18 protein-coding genes are annotated in these 16,717 nt (G+C 59.9%); 15 read left to right on the forward strand and 3 right to left on the reverse strand.

What is annotated here, in order from left to right; genetic code table 11:
* Nucleotides 1–57 precede the first annotated feature (57 nt).
* Nucleotides 58–423 carry a response regulator transcription factor gene (locus AOA60_RS10485; RefSeq protein WP_099584364.1) on the forward strand — a complete coding sequence of 122 codons (366 nt, stop codon included), beginning with the start codon at nt 58–60 and terminating at the stop codon, nt 421–423.
* A 128-nt stretch (nt 424–551) separates the two neighbouring features.
* Here AOA60_RS10485 and AOA60_RS10490 read toward each other — a convergent pair whose 3' ends face one another.
* Nucleotides 552–1,556: an AraC family transcriptional regulator gene (locus AOA60_RS10490; protein WP_099584365.1), complete on the reverse strand. Its 1,005-nt coding sequence runs from the start codon at nt 1,554–1,556 to the stop codon at nt 552–554.
* A gap of 100 nt (nt 1,557–1,656) precedes the next feature.
* Here AOA60_RS10490 and AOA60_RS10495 point away from each other — a divergent pair, with 100 nt between their 5' ends.
* Nucleotides 1,657–2,751, forward strand: a complete 1,095-nt coding sequence (locus AOA60_RS10495) for a fatty acid desaturase (RefSeq protein ID WP_099584366.1) — start codon at nt 1,657–1,659, stop codon at nt 2,749–2,751.
* On the opposite strand, the gene AOA60_RS10500 is transcribed toward AOA60_RS10495, so the two are convergent.
* Both AOA60_RS10500 and AOA60_RS10505 read right to left on the reverse strand, forming a co-directional pair.
* Nucleotides 2,642–3,577 carry a LysR family transcriptional regulator gene (locus tag AOA60_RS10500; protein WP_099584367.1) on the reverse strand — a complete coding sequence of 312 codons (936 nt, stop codon included), beginning with the start codon at nt 3,575–3,577 and terminating at the stop codon, nt 2,642–2,644. The genes AOA60_RS10495 and AOA60_RS10500 overlap by 110 nt on opposite strands.
* 97 nt (nt 3,578–3,674) lie before the next feature.
* Complete coding sequence (locus AOA60_RS10505) at nt 3,675–4,844, reverse strand: CynX/NimT family MFS transporter (RefSeq protein ID WP_099584368.1); 1,170 nt, start codon at nt 4,842–4,844, stop codon at nt 3,675–3,677.
* A 102-nt stretch (nt 4,845–4,946) separates the two neighbouring features.
* Here AOA60_RS10505 and AOA60_RS10510 point away from each other — a divergent pair, with 102 nt between their 5' ends.
* From AOA60_RS10510 to AOA60_RS10575, 13 genes are all read left to right on the forward strand, one after another.
* The gene (locus AOA60_RS10510; RefSeq protein WP_099584369.1) at nt 4,947–5,813 is read left to right on the forward strand and encodes a LysR family transcriptional regulator; all 867 of its coding nucleotides are present in this window, start codon (nt 4,947–4,949) and stop codon (nt 5,811–5,813) included.
* Between the two features lie 224 nt (nt 5,814–6,037).
* Nucleotides 6,038–6,847: an energy transducer TonB gene (locus tag AOA60_RS10515; RefSeq protein ID WP_099584370.1), complete on the forward strand. Its 810-nt coding sequence runs from the start codon at nt 6,038–6,040 to the stop codon at nt 6,845–6,847.
* Nucleotides 6,848–6,901: 54 nt separating this feature from the next.
* The gene (locus AOA60_RS10520; protein ID WP_099584371.1) at nt 6,902–7,621 is read left to right on the forward strand and encodes a MotA/TolQ/ExbB proton channel family protein; all 720 of its coding nucleotides are present in this window, start codon (nt 6,902–6,904) and stop codon (nt 7,619–7,621) included.
* Between the two features lies 1 nt (nt 7,622).
* Nucleotides 7,623–8,024: a biopolymer transporter ExbD gene (locus tag AOA60_RS10525; RefSeq protein WP_010565408.1), complete on the forward strand. Its 402-nt coding sequence runs from the start codon at nt 7,623–7,625 to the stop codon at nt 8,022–8,024.
* Nucleotides 8,025–8,646: 622 nt separating this feature from the next.
* A complete protein-coding gene (locus AOA60_RS10535) occupies nt 8,647–8,895 on the forward strand; it encodes a hypothetical protein (protein WP_099584372.1) in 249 nt (82 codons plus the stop codon).
* A 242-nt stretch (nt 8,896–9,137) separates the two neighbouring features.
* Nucleotides 9,138–9,719, forward strand: coding sequence for an alpha/beta hydrolase (locus tag AOA60_RS10540; protein ID WP_099584373.1), 582 nt, complete (start codon nt 9,138–9,140; stop codon nt 9,717–9,719).
* 48 nt (nt 9,720–9,767) lie between these two features.
* Entirely contained in the window at nt 9,768–10,691 is a 924-nt protein-coding gene (locus AOA60_RS10545) for a sigma 54-interacting transcriptional regulator (protein WP_099584374.1), read from the forward strand.
* Nucleotides 10,692–10,817: 126 nt separating this feature from the next.
* Nucleotides 10,818–11,600 carry a MetQ/NlpA family ABC transporter substrate-binding protein gene (locus tag AOA60_RS10550; protein ID WP_099584375.1) on the forward strand — a complete coding sequence of 261 codons (783 nt, stop codon included), beginning with the start codon at nt 10,818–10,820 and terminating at the stop codon, nt 11,598–11,600.
* Nucleotides 11,601–11,883: 283 nt separating this feature from the next.
* Entirely contained in the window at nt 11,884–13,272 is a 1,389-nt protein-coding gene (locus AOA60_RS10555) for a TcdA/TcdB catalytic glycosyltransferase domain-containing protein (RefSeq protein ID WP_099584376.1), read from the forward strand.
* A gap of 336 nt (nt 13,273–13,608) precedes the next feature.
* Nucleotides 13,609–14,274 carry an amino acid ABC transporter permease gene (locus tag AOA60_RS10560; protein WP_003187615.1) on the forward strand — a complete coding sequence of 222 codons (666 nt, stop codon included), beginning with the start codon at nt 13,609–13,611 and terminating at the stop codon, nt 14,272–14,274.
* Complete coding sequence (locus AOA60_RS10565) at nt 14,255–14,914, forward strand: amino acid ABC transporter permease (RefSeq protein ID WP_099584377.1); 660 nt, start codon at nt 14,255–14,257, stop codon at nt 14,912–14,914. Before AOA60_RS10560 ends, AOA60_RS10565 begins: the two co-directional genes overlap by 20 nt.
* Nucleotides 14,911–15,687, forward strand: a complete 777-nt coding sequence (locus AOA60_RS10570) for an amino acid ABC transporter ATP-binding protein (RefSeq protein ID WP_099584378.1) — start codon at nt 14,911–14,913, stop codon at nt 15,685–15,687. The genes AOA60_RS10565 and AOA60_RS10570 overlap by 4 nt, the downstream gene beginning before the upstream one ends.
* The gene (locus AOA60_RS10575) at nt 15,684–16,532 is read left to right on the forward strand and encodes a transporter substrate-binding domain-containing protein (protein WP_099584379.1); all 849 of its coding nucleotides are present in this window, start codon (nt 15,684–15,686) and stop codon (nt 16,530–16,532) included. Before AOA60_RS10570 ends, AOA60_RS10575 begins: the two co-directional genes overlap by 4 nt.
* Nucleotides 16,533–16,717 lie beyond the last annotated feature (185 nt).

Consider the following 16,717-nt stretch of genomic DNA (forward strand, 5'->3'; position numbering starts at 1 on the left):
GGGGTCAGAAACCGCACAATTTGATGACAGGTTTGTAATCAAACCCAGAGGTAGGGCATGCAGGTGTTGTTAGTGGAAGACCAGCCGCAACTGGCGCAGCTCATGGCCCAAGGCCTGGACGAGGCCGGTTTCGCCGTGGAAGTCGCGGCCAATGGCATGGCGGCGCAGCGCTTTGTGGAAAGCACCGAGTACGATCTGGTGATTCTCGACGTGATGCTGCCAGGGCTGAATGCCTGGAAATTGCAGCAGGCGATTCGGCACAAGGGCGATACGCCGGTGTTGTTCCTGACCACGCCGGGCGGTATCGAAGATCGCCTGCGTGGGTTGGAATTGCATGAGGATGACTACCTGCTCAAACCGTTTGAAGCCAAGGCGTTGGTGGCGCGGGTGAGGAAGTTGTTGCGGCGCGATCGTGGGCGCTGACTGATCCGGAACTTGCAGTGCCTGGACCATTGCTATCGGGGGCAAGCCCCCTCCCACCTGTTGAAATGCGTTCCCCTGTGGGAGGGGGCTTGCCCCCGATGAGGCCATGACCCTCACCCCACATCTACCTACCGCAACCCATCGCGAAACTGCCCCGGCGTCACCCCCGTCCATCGCTTGAACGCCCGATTGAAACTGCTGGTATCGGCAAACCCCAGCAAATGGCTGATCTCGGCCAACGAGCACTGCGGGTCCCGCAAGTGCAGCAGCGCCAGGTTCTGCCGGCACTCATTGAGCAGCGCATCAAACCGACAGCCTTCATCCGCCAGGTGCCGCTGCAAGCTGCGCAAACTCAAGTGCAGCGCCTGGGCAATCCGCTCGGCGCTCGGCTCGCCGTCGGGCAGTTGCGCTTCGATCGCGGCGCGTACCTTGCGCTCCCAGGTCAGCGGTTGCAGCTGGGCGAGGGTGCGTTTGAGCACGGTTTCGTTGTGTTCGGCCAGCTCCGGGTTGGCGTCGTCGAGATGGCTGTCGAAGTCCTGCGCGGCGAACTCCAGGCAGTCATCGACGGCGCCAAAAAATACCGGTGCGCGGAACACTGCATGCCAGGGCTTGGGGTCAACCGGTTCCGGACGCCTTAGATAAACGGCCAAGGGCGCGTAATCCCGGCCCAGGCGATTGCGGCAGGTGCGCACATAGATCGCCGCAAATGCATCGATGGCTTCCAGTGCCGGCGCCGGGCTGTCTTGGGGTTGCAGCAGGCGGAAACGGTAGCGTTCGTCGTGCCGCGTCAGCTCCAGCGTCAGCGCATCGCTGACCACCTGGTGATAACGCACGATGCGCTCGAACACTTCGCGCAGGCTGCCGCTGGCCACCAGCGCATAGCCCAATGCGTGAAACGTGGTGGGGCTGACAAACCGCGACACCCGCAACCCAATCGCCGGATCGCCGCTGGCCTGCACCGCCAGTTCCCACAGGCGCGTGGTCGCCGACAGCGGGTAGCGCGCATTGGGGTCGTCCATCTGCTGCGGGTCGAGCCCGGCCTGGATGCACAGCGCGGCGCTGTCGAGGCCCAGGGCGTCGAGCTGCTTGCGCAGGGCACGGGTCCAGCTGGCGAGGGACGTGGGTTCGGTCATGGCGATTGGCGCTTGCGGTCAACAGGTTGGCGTGTGGGGCTGCTGCCCTGACGTACCGCGTGAGTCAGGATGCATCCATCAATAAACAGAGGATGGAAGCATGGACGGTACTTCTGCAAGTCCCCAGCAGATGAACGCGCAACAGCGTTCCGCGCATATCCGTGAAGTGGTACTGGCCGAAGGCGTGCGCTTGCGCCGGCAGCACCCGTGGTTGCTGCATCAGGACGCCTTGGGCGCGGGCATCCTGGCCTTTGCGCTGCTGGGCATGATCGGCTCGGCGGCGCTCTACATCACCGGGCATATGGCCTGGTGGGTGTGCCTGCTGCTCAACGCCTTCCTCGCTTCGCTGACCCACGAGCTGGAACACGACCTGATCCACAGCATGTACTTTCGCAAACGGCGTGTGCCCCACAACCTGATGATGGGCCTGGTGTGGCTGGCGCGGCCCAGCACCATCAACCCGTGGATCCGCCGCCACCTGCACCTCAACCATCACAAAGTCTCCGGCACCGAGACCGATATGGAAGAGCGCGCCATCACCAACGGCGAGCCTTGGGGCTTGGCGCGTTTGCTGATGGTGGGCGATAACGTGATGTCGGCGTTTATCCGCATGCTGCGCGCCAAGACCTGGGGCCACACATTCAAGATCCTCAAACGCTCGCTGCTGGTCTACGCACCACTGGCGCTGCTGCATTGGGGCGCGTGGTACATCTTCCTCGGGTTTCATGCGGCCAACGGCGTCGCCAGCCTGTTGGGCGCGCCGGTCGAGTGGTCCGCCAGCACATTGCAGATGATGCAGGTGATCGACATCGCCGCCGTGGTGATCATCGGCCCCAACGTGCTGCGCACCTTCTGCCTGCACTTTGTCAGCTCCAACATGCACTACTACGGCGATGTGGAACTGGGCAATGTGATCCAGCAGACCCAAGTGTTGAACCCCTGGTGGATGTGGCCGTTGCAGGCGTTTTGCTTCAACTTCGGCAGCACCCACGGGATTCATCATTTTGTGGTGAAGGAGCCGTTCTACATCCGCCAGATGACCGCCAAAGTGGCGCATAAGGTGATGGCCGAGATGGGCGTGCGGTTCAATGACTTCGGGACGTTTGCGCGGGCCAATCGGCTTGGTTTTCCACCGCCAGCAGCGTTTCGATCAGCGCCTTCGCCGCAGGCGACAGGCGAGCCCCAGCGCGGGTGATCACCCCGCAGCGGCTGTTCAGGCTTTCCAAGGCATGAGGCACGTTGCGCCAGTGCAGCACGTTCAATTCGCCACTGGCCAAGGGGGCGGCGAAGGCTTCTTCGGCGCCCAGGCCGATGGTGTCTGACTGGCGCACGATGACAGCCAGCGCGGCGAATTGCTCCAGCTCGATAGCGGGGGCAAAGTCGATGCGCCCGCTGAGGTTGGCCAGCAGTTTTCGAATGCCTGGTGCGATCAACGGCGTGGCCAGTGGATAGTCGAACAGGTCATTGGTCGACAGGCTGTCCTTGGCCAGCAACGGGTGTCCGGCGCGGCAGAAGAACACGCTGCGCCGAGACGAGAGCGCTTGGGTCTGGAAGTTCGGGTCGGCTTCGAAGTGGCGCACATCGGCGATGAAAAATTCAATCTCTTCACGGCTCAGGCTGCGCCCGAGCCTTTCCCAGTTATCCACCTGCAACACGCTGCGTACCTTGGGGTGGGCGGTGATGAGCCGTGCCATCGCTTGGGGAACCAGGTTGACCGCTGCCACTGCATCGCTGCCGAAGCGCACTTCACCGGCATCCAGCTTGGTCATGCGTGTGACTTCATGGCTGAGCCGGGCGGCGCCTTGAACCAGGCTCAAGGCATGTTGCAACACCACTTGGCCTTCGGGGGTGGGGCGCAAGTCCTTGTGCGCGCGGTCTACCAGTACGCAGCCGAATTCCTGCTCAAGGCCCTGGATGCTGCGACTGAAAGCCGGTTGGGTAATGCCCATGGCATCGGCGCCGCGCACAAAACTGCGGTACTCATTCAACGCGATGAAGTAGCGCAGTTGGCGAAGGTCCATTGTGTGCCCGACATCCTGTAGGAGAACCGGGATTTTAAGGGGATTGCTTATTCCGTCAACGAAGCTATAGCGATTTTGTTAGACCTTAAATGCATATCTATAGAGCCGGCGCCGTGCGGTAGGTGGCCGGGCTGAACACCCGCGTCACCACCAGCATCGTCACTGCGGTCACCGTCAGGACCACCCAGGCGCTGGCAAAACTGCCGGTGATTTCGCGCAGCCAGCCGGTCATCCATGGCGAAATCGCGTTGATCAAAAACCCCACGCCCTGCACGAAGGCCGCCAGTTGCCCGGCTTGGCGTGGGTCGCGATGGTGGTCGAGGGTCAGCAGCAGGCTCAGGGCGAAACACGCACCCAGGCCGAAGCCGCACAACGCTACCCACACATGGGGAAACTGCAGCGGCGCCAGCAGCAGCCCGAGGTAACCCACCGTTTGTGCCAACAGGCTGATCCAGAGCAAGGGGCGGCGGTCGATACCGCGTTGCGCCAGCATCGGCATCAGCAGTGCGGCGAGCACCTGGAAGATGGTCATGAACGCCAGCAACGAACCGCTGGGCAGCACGCCCCAGCCCAGTTGCTGATAGTAGGCCGGCAGCCACGCCACCAGGCTCATGTAGCCGCAATTCACCAGCCCGAAATACACCGCCAGCAGCCAGGCCCGACGATTGCGCAGGCCCTTGAACGCCGGCACCACCTGCGGGTTTTTCGCCGCACCCAAGGGCAGCCACACCCATAGCAGCAAGGCGCCCAGCGCCGGCAACAGCCACACGCCCAAACCTGCCTGCCATTGCTGGAAGTGTGTGGCCACCAATGGGCTGAGCAGCGCTGCCAGCCCACCACCGGCCATCAGCGAGGCCGAATACACGCCCATCGCCACCGGCACACGGTGACGGAATTCGCGTTTGATCATCGCCGGCACCAACGCCTGGATCAGCGCCACCCCGGCACCGCCGAGCAACGCGGTAACCAACAGCGCCGAGCCCTGGCCCATCAGCCAGCGCGCGAGGCACGCCAGCAGAATCATCATCAAGCCCAGGGCGATGCCGCGCCGTTCACCGAGTTGCGCTTCGACGCGCACGCCCACCAGCGCCACCAGCCCCATGCACACCACCGGCAGGCTGGTGAGCAGGGCGCTGCTCTGGAAACTCAGGCCGGTGGCCAAGCGGATTTCACCGAGCAACGGGCTGATGGAACTGAGGATCGGCCGCAGGTTCAGGCCCAGCACCACCAGCAGGCCCCAGCCGGCGAGGGATTTGTTGAGGGTCATGCAGCGCTCTTGCGGTGAGTAAATGAGGCGTGAGTATGGCCAGCGCCACAGGTATTCTGAAATTAAATATAACCATGCCATCCAGTGGTAAAGGGAATGATCATGTTCGATCCCGTGTTGCTCAGAAGTTTTGTGGCTGTGGTGGACTGCGCCAACTTCACCCGTGCCGCCGAGCGCCTGCACCTGACCCAATCCACCGTCAGCCAGCAGATCCGCCGCCTGGAAGACGCGGTGGCGTGCCAGTTGCTGGATCGCGACCAACGCCGCGTCGTCGCCACGGCCGAAGGCGAGCGCTTGCTGGCCTATGCGCGGCGCATCCTCGCGCTGCATGAAGAGGCCGCCGATGTGTTGATCAACCAGCAGAGCGACAGCGTGCTGCGCCTCGGGGTGCCGGAAGATTTTGCCGCCGAGCGCCTGATGCCGTTGCTCTCGGCCTTCGTGCTGGCGTATCCACGGGTGCGCCTGGAGGTCACCAGCGGTCTGGGCCCGGAGTTGCAGCGCCAATTTCGCAGCGGCGAGTTCGATGTGCTGCTGGTCAAGCAGATGGGCGACAGCGACGACTGCCTGGCCTCGTGGCCCGAGCCGCTGTGTTGGGTCGACAGCCGCAGCACGCCGTCGTTGGGCCGCGATCCATTGCCGCTGGTGGCGTTCCCGGTGGGCGGGCTGTACCGCAATGAAATGCTGCACCACCTGGAAGTAGGCGGCTGGCGCTGGCGCATCGGCTATTCCAGCGCCAGCCTGGCCAGCGTGTGTTCGGCGGTGGCGGCGGGGTTGGGCGTGAGCTTGTTGCCGCGCCGGGTGGTGCAGCCGGGGCATGTGGAATTGGGACCGGACAGCGGTTTGCCAGCGGTACAAGGCGTGCGCCTGGCGTTATATGCGCGCCACGGCCTGAGCGCGGCGGGGCAATGCTTGCAGGCTGAGTTGCTGGATTTGTGCGCGAACAGCCCCATCGAGCCATGCCTTCAATGAATACTTTTTATGCCTGAAAAGCATTGAAAAAATACACCTTGGCGCCAGCCCTTGCAGGCCGTGGGCTGGGCATTTGCGTCAGTTTTATTTATTCAATTTAGATCTATGTATAACTTTAAAGATTACTTTAAGAGATAAGCGTCTGGCCCCGATGATTCAGCCCTCGACGGCCTTCCACGCAGGCCCGTCGGTTTTTTGTTTCAAAAACCGTAGGGAGTGAATCAATGGGCAATGTCCAGACCGCCGCCAGTGCACACGAGGCGCCATGGCGCCAGGCACCGGCTGGTGAGTTGGTCGACCTTGGCCGGCCGCATCGCGCGCCATTGGGACAACTGCGAACGCAGAAGACGCCGAAGCGTTTTTCCAGCCGCCGCGAAGGGATTCTGCTCGGGTTGCTGGTGCTGGCCCTGCACGGTGCGGTGATCTATTGGGTGAGCCAGAAGGCCACACCGGTGCTGCCGATTGTGCCGCCGGAAATCCCGCCGATGACCATCGAATTTTCCCAGCCGGCGCCACCCGTGGTGGAACCGCCACCGCCCGCGCCGCCACCACCGCCGCCGCCGGTGGTCGAGCCGCCGCCACCTGTGGTGGATGAATTGGCCGCCAAGCCGGCGCCGAAAAAGATTCCCAAACCCAAGCCAGTTCCCAAGCCGGTGCCCAAGCCTGTCGCGAAACCGGTTGAGCAACCGCCGGCGCCGCCTGTACCTGCGCCACCCGCGCCGGCACCGGTCGCGCCGCCAGCACCCGCCCCGGTCACCCCGGCTTCGGCCAACGCCGCGTACCTGAAGAATCCGGCGCCGGAGTATCCGTCACTGGCCCAGCGCCGGGGCTGGGAAGGCACGGTGCTGTTGCGGGTGCATGTATTGGCCAGCGGCAAGCCGGGTGAGATCCAGATCCAGAAAAGCAGCGGTCGCCAGCAACTCGACGACGCCGCACTGACCGCCGTGAAGCGTTGGAGCTTCGTGCCGGCCAAGCAGGGCGAAGTGGCCCAGGACGGCTGGGTCAGCGTACCGATCGACTTCAAGATTCACTAACTATTGCGCTGCGGGGTGCTGCACACGCCGCGACTTGTACAGAGGGAACACACCATGGCATTAGCATCTCCACTTGAATCCATTGAAAGCGCGGTCATCTGGCTGTTGGTGGTCTTTTCGGTCGCCACCTGGGGCCTGGCCCTGCTCAAGGGCGTGCAGTTCGGGCGTCTCAAGGCCCAGGATCGCAAGTTCCACAAACAGTTCTGGGCGGCGTCGAGTCTGGATTCGGCCGCTGAACTGGCTGAAACGCAGCCGGGCGCTGCGGCCCGTGTGGCCCAGGCCGGTTACGCCGCGATCCAGGTCGGCGAAACACCCCACGCGGCGGACTTGAGCCAGGCGATCAACCATCAGGACCGCCTCGAACGCGCCCTGCGTCAACAGATCGTACGCGAGCGCCGCTCCCTGGAAACCGGCTTGGCCGTGGTCGCGAGTATCGGCAGCACCTCGCCGTTTATCGGCCTGTTCGGCACCGTGTGGGGGATCATGGAAGCGCTCAAGGGCATCAGCGCCGCCGGTTCTGCCAGCCTGGAAACCGTGGCCGGGCCGATTGGCGCAGCGTTGGTGGCGACTGGCGTCGGTATCGCCGTCGCGGTGCCTGCGGTGCTGGTCTACAACTACTTCCTGCGTCGCCTGAAGCTCACGGCGGCCGATCTTGATGACTTTGCCCACGACTTCTACAGCCTCGCGCAGAAAAACTCCTTCCGTGTACTGCTGCACCCGGCGCTGAACAAAGCCAATGCCGGCAACCCGCAAAAAGTGAAGGAGGCGTCCTGAGATGGCCTTCTCCACGCAAGACAGTGATGAGGTGCTGAGCGAGATCAACGTTACGCCGCTGGTGGACGTGATGCTGGTGCTGCTGGTGGTGTTCATCGTCACCGCGCCGCTGCTGACCAACGCGATTCCGATCAACCTGCCCAAGACCGAGGCCGTGGCCCCGGTCGAGCAAAAAGACCCGCTGGTGGTCAGCATCGACGGCGCCGGCAAGTTGTTTATCAACAAGGACGAAATCCAGCCGGACCTACTGGAATTCAACCTGCAGGCGGCCAAGGCCAAGGATCCCGATGTGCGGGTACAACTGCAGGCGGATGACGGAGTGAACTACGGCGAAGTGGCGCGAGCCATGGCGTCTATCGAGCGCGCGGGGATAACCAAGCTGTCGGTGATTACCGCCCGTTGATTGCAAAAGCCTCGACAATTTTTTGGCCGTCTCCTTGGCAGGGTGCGGCCTTTTTTTTGCCTCGATTTCAGCAATACCACAGATTCAGAGTGAACCAACCCCAGCGATTTGCGGATACCGGATTTCAACTTCACGCTGAAACTTTCCAGCGCTTTCTTTAAGCCAGCCAATCAACCGAGCAATATCAGGTTCCGATTGCCGTCCGTTGCGACAAATAACGTAGTACGCCGCCGGCGACATCAGCACCGGCCCGCCGAGTGTGTGGAGGCGGCTATTTAACGCAGCCAAGTGTGATGGCCAGAAGCGAAAACTCGTCATGGTTTGTAAAGGGCCAGCAAGTCATATCCCTTTAAATTGCAGGACGTTTCCGAGACAATCCCCGCCGCCTTGTGGCTGTTGGAATGGATGGCTAGTCTTCGGCCCGTCGCTGGTTTTCAGTGATCGGGTTTAGCAGCCTGAGTTCAATAGGCACACGGTTCACATCCGCGTTTATGGCGGCTGTGCGTGGGGCACCCTCGGGTGCGCTGGTGTTCCTATTGGCCAGTCTGCTAACCCGCGTACAGCTGCCACTTATCGTTTAGCAGCGTTAGTGGTCGCTCCCATGTTCAATAGGAGTTACACCATGACCAAAGCACTTCCCGATCCACCCCTCGATTGTCTCGTCGCCAACGAAAATCTCAGTTTCGAAGACGCCCAACTTTATATCGCTCACCTGATCCACAGCGCCTCGGCCACCGTATGGGACTGCTGTGAGCACCTGCAGCCGCACGACCGCGCGAAAGTCCATGCGGTGTGGCATTTGCTGGAAATGGCCAAGACGGTGGTAGATCGCACCATCGACTGTATGCCTCGGACCCGTCACGCGAGCTGAAAACCACTGCAATTCCAATGTGAAATCCGATCAATGTGGGAGGGGGCTTGCCCCCGATGGCGGTGTATCAGTCAGCTTATCTGTAGCTGACCCACTGCAATCGGGGGCAAGCCCCTCCCACATTTGGATCTGCTGAGGTAATAAGTTTTTGGTTATTAATAAATAGCTTCTTATTCCTTAACGAATATAAACCCCGTCCCTATACTGTCCTACAACGTTAAACGCTGCAGGAGGGCACACCCATGCACAGCGAGTCGATTCGTTATCTGATCGTGCCGGGCTGGCAAGGATCGCCAGAAGATCATTGGCAAACCCATTGGCAAAACAGCTTGCCCAACAGTGCGCGGGTGGAGCAGGCCGACTGGTTCACCCCGCGTCGCGAAGACTGGGTGGCTGCGCTCGCCGAGGCCATCGCCGCCGACAGTACGCCGGTGATTCTGATCGCCCATAGCCTGGGCTGCATCACCGTGGCCCATTGGGCTGCCGCCGCGCCGTTGCAGTACCTGCGGCAGGTGCGCGGAGCGTTGCTGGTGGCGCCGGCCGATGTCGAACGCCCGGCCTGCTCTGCGGCCCTGCGCAACTTCGCGCCCATCCCGACCGATCTGCTGCCGTTTCCCAGCCAAGTGGTTGGCTCCGACAACGACAGTGCCGTCAGCGCCCCGCGTGCGCTGGAGCTGGCGCGTAATTGGGGCGCCGAAGCCGGCATCCTCTCCGGCGCTGGCCACATCAATGTGAAGTCCGGTCACCAGCGCTGGGAGCAGGGTTTCGCCTACCTCTATCGCCTGCAAAACCGCCTTGAGCACCACGCCCGGCGTAGCGCATAAATTTTTTCAACGCCCCCGTCCCTGAGTGGATTGGGGCGGGAGCCTGCCATGAGTCATGAAACCTTCGGCCAGCCCTTGCTGACCTTCCCCGACGCCGAAAAGAGCCCGCTGAGCATTCGTGCCAAGGCGCTGGTGTTTGTCGACCCGCGTTCGCGGCAACTGCGCGAAGACCTGGAAAACCTCGCCCCCCGAGCCTTGCCGGTGTTGATCCGTGGCGAGACCGGCAGCGGTAAAGAGCTGCTGGCGCGGCATATCCACCGTGGCAGTGATCGCACCGGGCTGTTTGTCTCGGTCAACTGCGGCGCGATCAGCCCGACTTACGCCGATGCCGAGTTGTTCGGCTACGCCGCCGGCGCCCACAGTGGAGCCGCCAGCAGCCGGGCCGGTTGGTTTGGTTCGGCCAATGGCGGCACCTTGTATCTGGATGAGATCGGCGACTTGCCGCTGCCGATCCAGGTCAAATTGCTCGCTGCCCTGGAAAACCACGAAGTCACCCGCGTCGGCGCCCATCAGCCGAGCCCGGTGGACGTGCGCCTGGTGGCCGCCACCAGTATCGACCTGGCCCAGGCCGTGGCGGCGGGCAAGTTTCATGAGCGGCTGTTCCATTACTTGAGCGAAGGCCGACTCGACTTGCCGGCGCTGCGCGAGCGGGTCGGCGACATCCTTTCATTGGCCGAGTACTTCCTCGGCATCTACAGCCAGCGCCTGGACCTGCCAGTGCCGCTGATCAGCGATGCGGCCCAGCGCGTCCTCGAACACCACAGCTGGCCGGGCAATACCCGGGAACTTGAGAACGTCATTCACTTTGCCCTGCTGGTCAGCAGCGGCGACGAGATTTTGCCCGAGCATTTGAACCTGCCGGCGGCGGGCTCACCGTTGGAGCAACTGCAGCGGATTTTCAACAGCGCCAGTCCTGCCGAGCAGGAATCATTGCGAAAATTCCTACATGAGCAAAATGGAATATCAACGTGAATAAAAGATATTGTTCGGGAATAAAAAAACTAGGTATTGTCCGTTTCACGCCGCGATAGCACTTCGCTGGCACACCACATAACAACGGTCGTCACCGACGCCCCGGAATTCCGATAAGGACACTGCATGAAAAAGGTTCTGTTGTTTACCGCTCTGGCGGCTGCCCTGACTGCCGGCTTCGCCCAGGCCAACGAGAAACTGGTGGTGGCCGCCACCCCGATCCCGCACGCCGAGATCCTGGAGCTGATCAAGCCAACCCTGAAAAAGGAAGGCGTGGACCTGGAAATCAAAGTGTTCACCGACTACGTGCAGCCGAACGTGCAAGTCGCTGAGAAACGCCTGGATGCGAACTACTTCCAGACCCTGCCGTACCTGGAAAACTTCAACAAGGGCAAGGGCACCAACCTGGTCACCGTGGTCGGCGTGCACGTTGAACCTTTCGGTGGTTACTCGAAAAAGATCAAGAAAATTGAAGACCTGAAAGATGGCGCCACGGTTGCCATCCCGAACGAAGGCTCCAACAGCGGCCGCGCCCTGTTGCTGCTGCAAAAGAACGGCGTGATCACCCTGAAAGACCCGACCAACGCTCTGGCCACGCCCAAAGACATTGCCAGCAACCCGAAACACCTGAAATTCAAAGAATTGGAATCGGCCCTGCTGCCACGCGTACTGGACCAGGTTGACCTGGCGTTGATCAACACCAACTACGCCCTGGAAGCCAAGCTGAACCCGGCCAAGGACGCACTGATCCTGGAAAGCTCCGACTCGCCTTACGTGAACTACCTTGTGGCTCGCCCGGACAACAAGGACAGCGATGCAATCCAGAAACTGTCCAAGGCCCTGACCAGCCCGGAAGTCAAAGCTTTCATCGAGAAGAAGTACAGCGGCGCGGTCGTGCCGGCGTTCTGATGTAACCCAAACCTCCTTCAAGGTTTTAACGCCGACGGCTTGCATCGCGTCGGCGTTTTTTTATTCCGGGTTTTTGATAAAAAAGAGAAATAAAATTAAAGGCGTTAAGTAAGTTATTGGTCGAGGTTCGCCGTTTAGTTCATTGGCTGGCTTGATGGATTGTGTCTGGGTGTGTTTTTAAATTGCCTTACATTTTACGGTTTGATTAGTTGGTTTAGTAGGACCAAACTTGCGCGCGTTGTAAGAGTGATCGCATGGAGGCGCCCGTGAGTTCTACCAACTTTTGGAAGTCAATGTCATTATGATGAAATCCATTTCTCCATACGATGTACGAATCCCTCTGGCTGGTCATGCGAATGACGCTACTCATTTGTCATCTGCTGCAGGATTTGAAGCAAAATACCCCGAAGATCAGTTCAAGCCAGTCCCCAATAATATCCACATGGTCTGGGTGGGTTCCAAACCGGGTTCGAATCAGGATAGTTATTTACGCCAGTGGGCCTCCATGAACCCGAATCATAAAATAATGTTATGGGTTGACTCTACTCAGTTTGATGCTTACGCAACTAATAAATCAGCTCAGGCAAAAGCCGAAAGTGTTTACCCAAACTACCAGTCAGAAAGACCTGTTCGAGGGTTGTTCAGTCAACTTAAGACAGCAATTAACAACCCGCTGCAATTGCCTCGCAATCAAATCGAGCAGAAACAAGTTATTGCAGAGCTTAATAAAGAGCTTTTGTCTTCAGGTAACAAAGCGTTGAAGGAAGCATTGCTGCCTGAGGGTGGAAAAGTTACGCCCCAAAACGCCTCTCAAGTGCTCAGTGCTTTTGAACGTCACGCGTCACGCACCGACGACAAGTTTCATCAAGCAGAAGCCATCATTCTCGACCAGACGACAAAGTCTTGGGACCGCTACGCCAGTAACCCTCCCCGTGACACGAAGACCCTGGCGGCTTTACGGGAGCGTTTCAGCGATCTGAAGAACGTGCAGATACGTGACTTGAGCAATCCTGCCGACATACGCCTGCAAAACAAGGACGTGTATCAGCATGAAATCATGGGCCGCAACGGCGGTTACGCCGCAGCTTCCGACGTCGCCCGATATGAAATCGTCAATCACTATGGCGGCACCTACACGGATATTGACCTGGAAAGCGTGCGCCCGCTTGATGGCGCCTTAAATGCCCACCCAGACCTGATGCTGGTCGGCATGGCTGCTGGCAAGAGTGAGGCAAGTGGCAACGCCACCCCCTATTTTGCCAACGCACTGTTCTCCAGCCACCCCCAGAGCGCGATGCTGAAGAGCCTGATTGATGACATCGGGGACAAATACCGTTCGATGAAAGGCAATGAGTACGCTGGAGACCGTTACTTCAGCCGTCCGAATAAAAGCACGATCGAAACCACCGGGCCCAACGCACTACGTGGGCATGTTGACAGGGTGATACAAGAAGCCAAAGGGCGACCGGAGCTGATCCGTAGCGACGCCGTCTCCTCCGCTGAACGTATCTGGGACATGGCAAAGCCACAGAACAAAGAGTACTGGGGCCTGGTGGATTCCCACTTCAAGTTCCCGGACAACTACGTCAACTTTGAGACCGAAGAACAGCAAAACAGCGCCACCAAAGCCATGGCGGGAGGTGCTGATCGGCGGCCATCCACCAAAGGTTGAGCCGATGAAAAAAAGCCTCACCACGGTGAGGCTGTTGTTTTTTTACAGCTTGACGATTGATCGCCCTGCGCAACGCCATCAACCACTTCACCAACTCCTGCGGATCCATCGGTTTCACTTCCGGCATGGTTCGATCCCTCGAATCTCAGACCCTCCAACCATAGCTGTCACCCGTCAAACCCGCGAATCCGGGGGTTATCTTTTTGGGTGATATCAATATGCTATTTGGATATTTAAATTTTCTTTTTTATACCTTTAAAGTTCGCGCTACCCGGCGTTACCCACGCCGGATCGGATTGCGCTCGCTGATTACCCTTGCGGCGTCATGGACTGGAAATGACCTTCGATTTCGCTTTTATCCTCAGCACGCTCCCGGCGTTTCTGAAAGCCGTGGGGGTGACGCTGCAAGTCGGCCTGATTGCCATTGCCACCTCGCTGCTGGTGGCACTGATCAACGCCGCGCTGCTGGTGTTTCGCACGCCCTACCTGTCGCGCCTGGTGGCGCTGTACGTGGAGCTGGCGCGTAACACGCCGCTGCTGATCCAACTGTTTTTTGTTTACTTCGCGCTGCCGGCACTGGGCTTCAATATCTCCGGGTTCTGGGCGGCGATCATCACCATGACGTTCCTGGGCGGCGCCTACCTCACCGAGGTGCTGCGTGCCGGTGTGGAAGCGGTGCCGCTGGCGCAGATCGAGTCGGGCAAGTCCATCGGCCTGTCTGACTGGCAGTTGCTGCGCCATGTGATCCTGCCCCAGGCCGGCATCCTCAGCCTGCCGGCGCTGTTCGCCAATTTCATCTTCCTGCTCAAGGAGACCACCGTGGTCTCCGCCGTGGCGGTGCCGGAGATTCTCTACACCACCAAGAGCTACATCGCCCTTTACTACAAGACCTACGAAATGCTCGCCGTGCTGACGCTGATTTGCGTGCTGTTGTTTTTGCCGCTGTCGCTGTTGCTCAGCCGCCTGGAAAGGAGGCTCCAGCATGGCCAGTTCGGGTCTTGAGTTGTTGTGGGTGTCGTTGCCGCAATTGGGCAAGGGCGCTGCACAAACCCTGTCGATCTCGTTTTTGAGCATTGCCTTCAGCACCATCGGCGGCGTGTTGTATGGCGTGCTGCGCACGTTGAATAACAAGGTGATCAACGCAGTGCTGCGGGTGTACCTGGAGTTGTTCCGGGCGATCCCGGTGCTGGTATGGCTGTACTTGCTGTTTTTTGGCCTGCCGATTTTCTTCGGCTTGAGCATCCCGAGCTTCTGGTGCGCGGTGCTGGTGCTGTCGCTGTGGGGCGCCAGCGAGGTGGGCGAGGTGGTGCGCGGCGCCTTGCATTCGCTGCCCCGTGGCCAGCGAGAAGCGGGCTTGTCGATTGGCCTGTCGGACCCGCAGCTGTACGGCTACGTGCTGCTGCCCCAGGCCCTCAAGCGCATGACCCCGCCGACCATCAACGTCTACACGCGCATCATCAAGACCAGCTCCCTGGCGGTGCTGATCGGTGTGGTGGACGTGATCAAGGTCGGTCAGCAAATCATCGAACGCACCTACGAGTCGGTCCTGATCTACGGCGTGCTGTTCCTGTTTTTCTTCTTTATCTGCTACCCGTTGTCGGCCGCCTCCAAGGTGCTGGAACGGCGCTGGGCCCAAGCATGAGCGCATTGATCGAGTTTCAGGGTTTCAACAAATTTTTCGGCGAGACGCAGGTGCTCAAGGGCATCGACCTGAGTGTGCAACGCGGCGAAGTGGTGGTGATCCTCGGCCCCAGCGGCTGCGGCAAAAGCACCTTGCTGCGTTGCCTCAATGGGCTGGAAGTGGCCCACAGCGGCAGTCTGCGGTTTGCAGGTCGCGAGCTGCTGGGCAAAAACACCGACTGGCGCCAGGTGCGCCAGGACATCGGCATGGTGTTCCAGAGCTACCACTTGTTCCCGCACATGAGCGTGCTCGACAACATCCTGCTCGGCCCGCTCAAAGTGCAAAAACGCGACCCCCGCGAAGCCCGCGAGCAGGCCGAAAAGCTGTTGGAACGTGTCGGTCTGGCCGACAAGCGCGATGCCTTCCCGCGCCAGCTCTCCGGTGGCCAGCAGCAACGTATCGCCATCGTCCGTTCGCTGTGCATGAACCCGCAGGTCATGCTGTTTGACGAAGTCACCGCCGCCCTTGACCCGGAAATGGTCAAGGAAGTGCTGGAAGTGATCCAGGGGCTGGCCCGCGATGGCATGACCCTGCTGATCGTCACCCATGAAATGGCCTTCGCCCGCGCCGTCGCCGACCGCGTGGTGTTTATGGAGGCCGGTCGCATCCTCGAACACAACACCCCCGAGGCATTCTTTACGAACCCGCAAACCGCACGCGCGCAGCAGTTCCTGGAGAAGTTCTCCTTTGTTTCAACACTGCCCAAGAAAACCAAGGAACTGGAACTGATATGAAAAAACTACTGTTGCCACTGTTGGCCGTCGCCTTGCTGGCCGGCTGCGATAAAAAGGCCGAAGAGCCGGTAAAACCTGCGGCCGTCAGCTACATCGACAAAATCAAGGCGCGGGACAAGCTGATCGTTGGGGTCTTTACCGACAAACCACCGTTTGGCTTTGTGAATGAAGCGGGCCGTTACGTTGGCTTCGATACCGACATCGGCCGTCAATTCGCCAAGGACCTGCTGGGCGATGAGAACAAAGTCGAATTCGTCGCCGTGGAACCGGCCAGCCGCATTCCGTTCCTGCAAAGCGACAAGGTCGATTTGATCCTCGCCAACATGACCGTGACGCCGGAACGCAAGGAAGCAGTGGACTTCACCAACCCCAACCTGAAAGTCGCGGTACAGGCCCTGGTGCCTAACGACAGCGCGGTCAAAAGCCTGGATGACCTAGCCACCCGCACCACCATCGTCACCACTGGCACCACCGCCGATATCTGGCTGACCAAAAACCACCCGGACTGGAAACTGCTCAAGTTCGAGAAAAACTCCGAGTCGCTGCAAGCACTGTCGGCTGGCCGTGGCGATGCCTACGCCCAAGACAACCTGGTGCTGTTCAGCTGGGCCAAGCAGAACCCTGGCTATCGTGTGCTGGAAGAGAAGTTAGGTGATGAAGCGCCGATTGCGCCGGCGGTGAAGAAGGGCAACATCGAACTGCGCGACTGGGTGAACGCCGAGTTGGCCAAGCTGGGTGAAGAGAAGTTTTTGCTCAAGCTGTATGACCAATATGTGCGTAAAGAACTGAGCGATGAGACCAAGCCGGAGAGCGTGATTGTTGAAGGCGGGAAGTGGCAGGGCTGATTCTTCATTGATGCTACTGGCCGCATCGGGGGCAAGCCCCCTCCCACATTTGACTGTATTCACACATCAGAATCTGTGAAACCAACCCATTTTGGGAGGGGCGATGCGACGATTCGACTTGCCCCGATGAGGCCAGTGAATCACCTCAAAACGTGCTGGCCCATGCAGATAAGGAACCCTGAACT

This window comes from Pseudomonas sp. 2822-17 (assembly GCF_002742485.1).
Lineage (GTDB): Bacteria > Pseudomonadota > Gammaproteobacteria > Pseudomonadales > Pseudomonadaceae > Aquipseudomonas > Aquipseudomonas cyclaminis.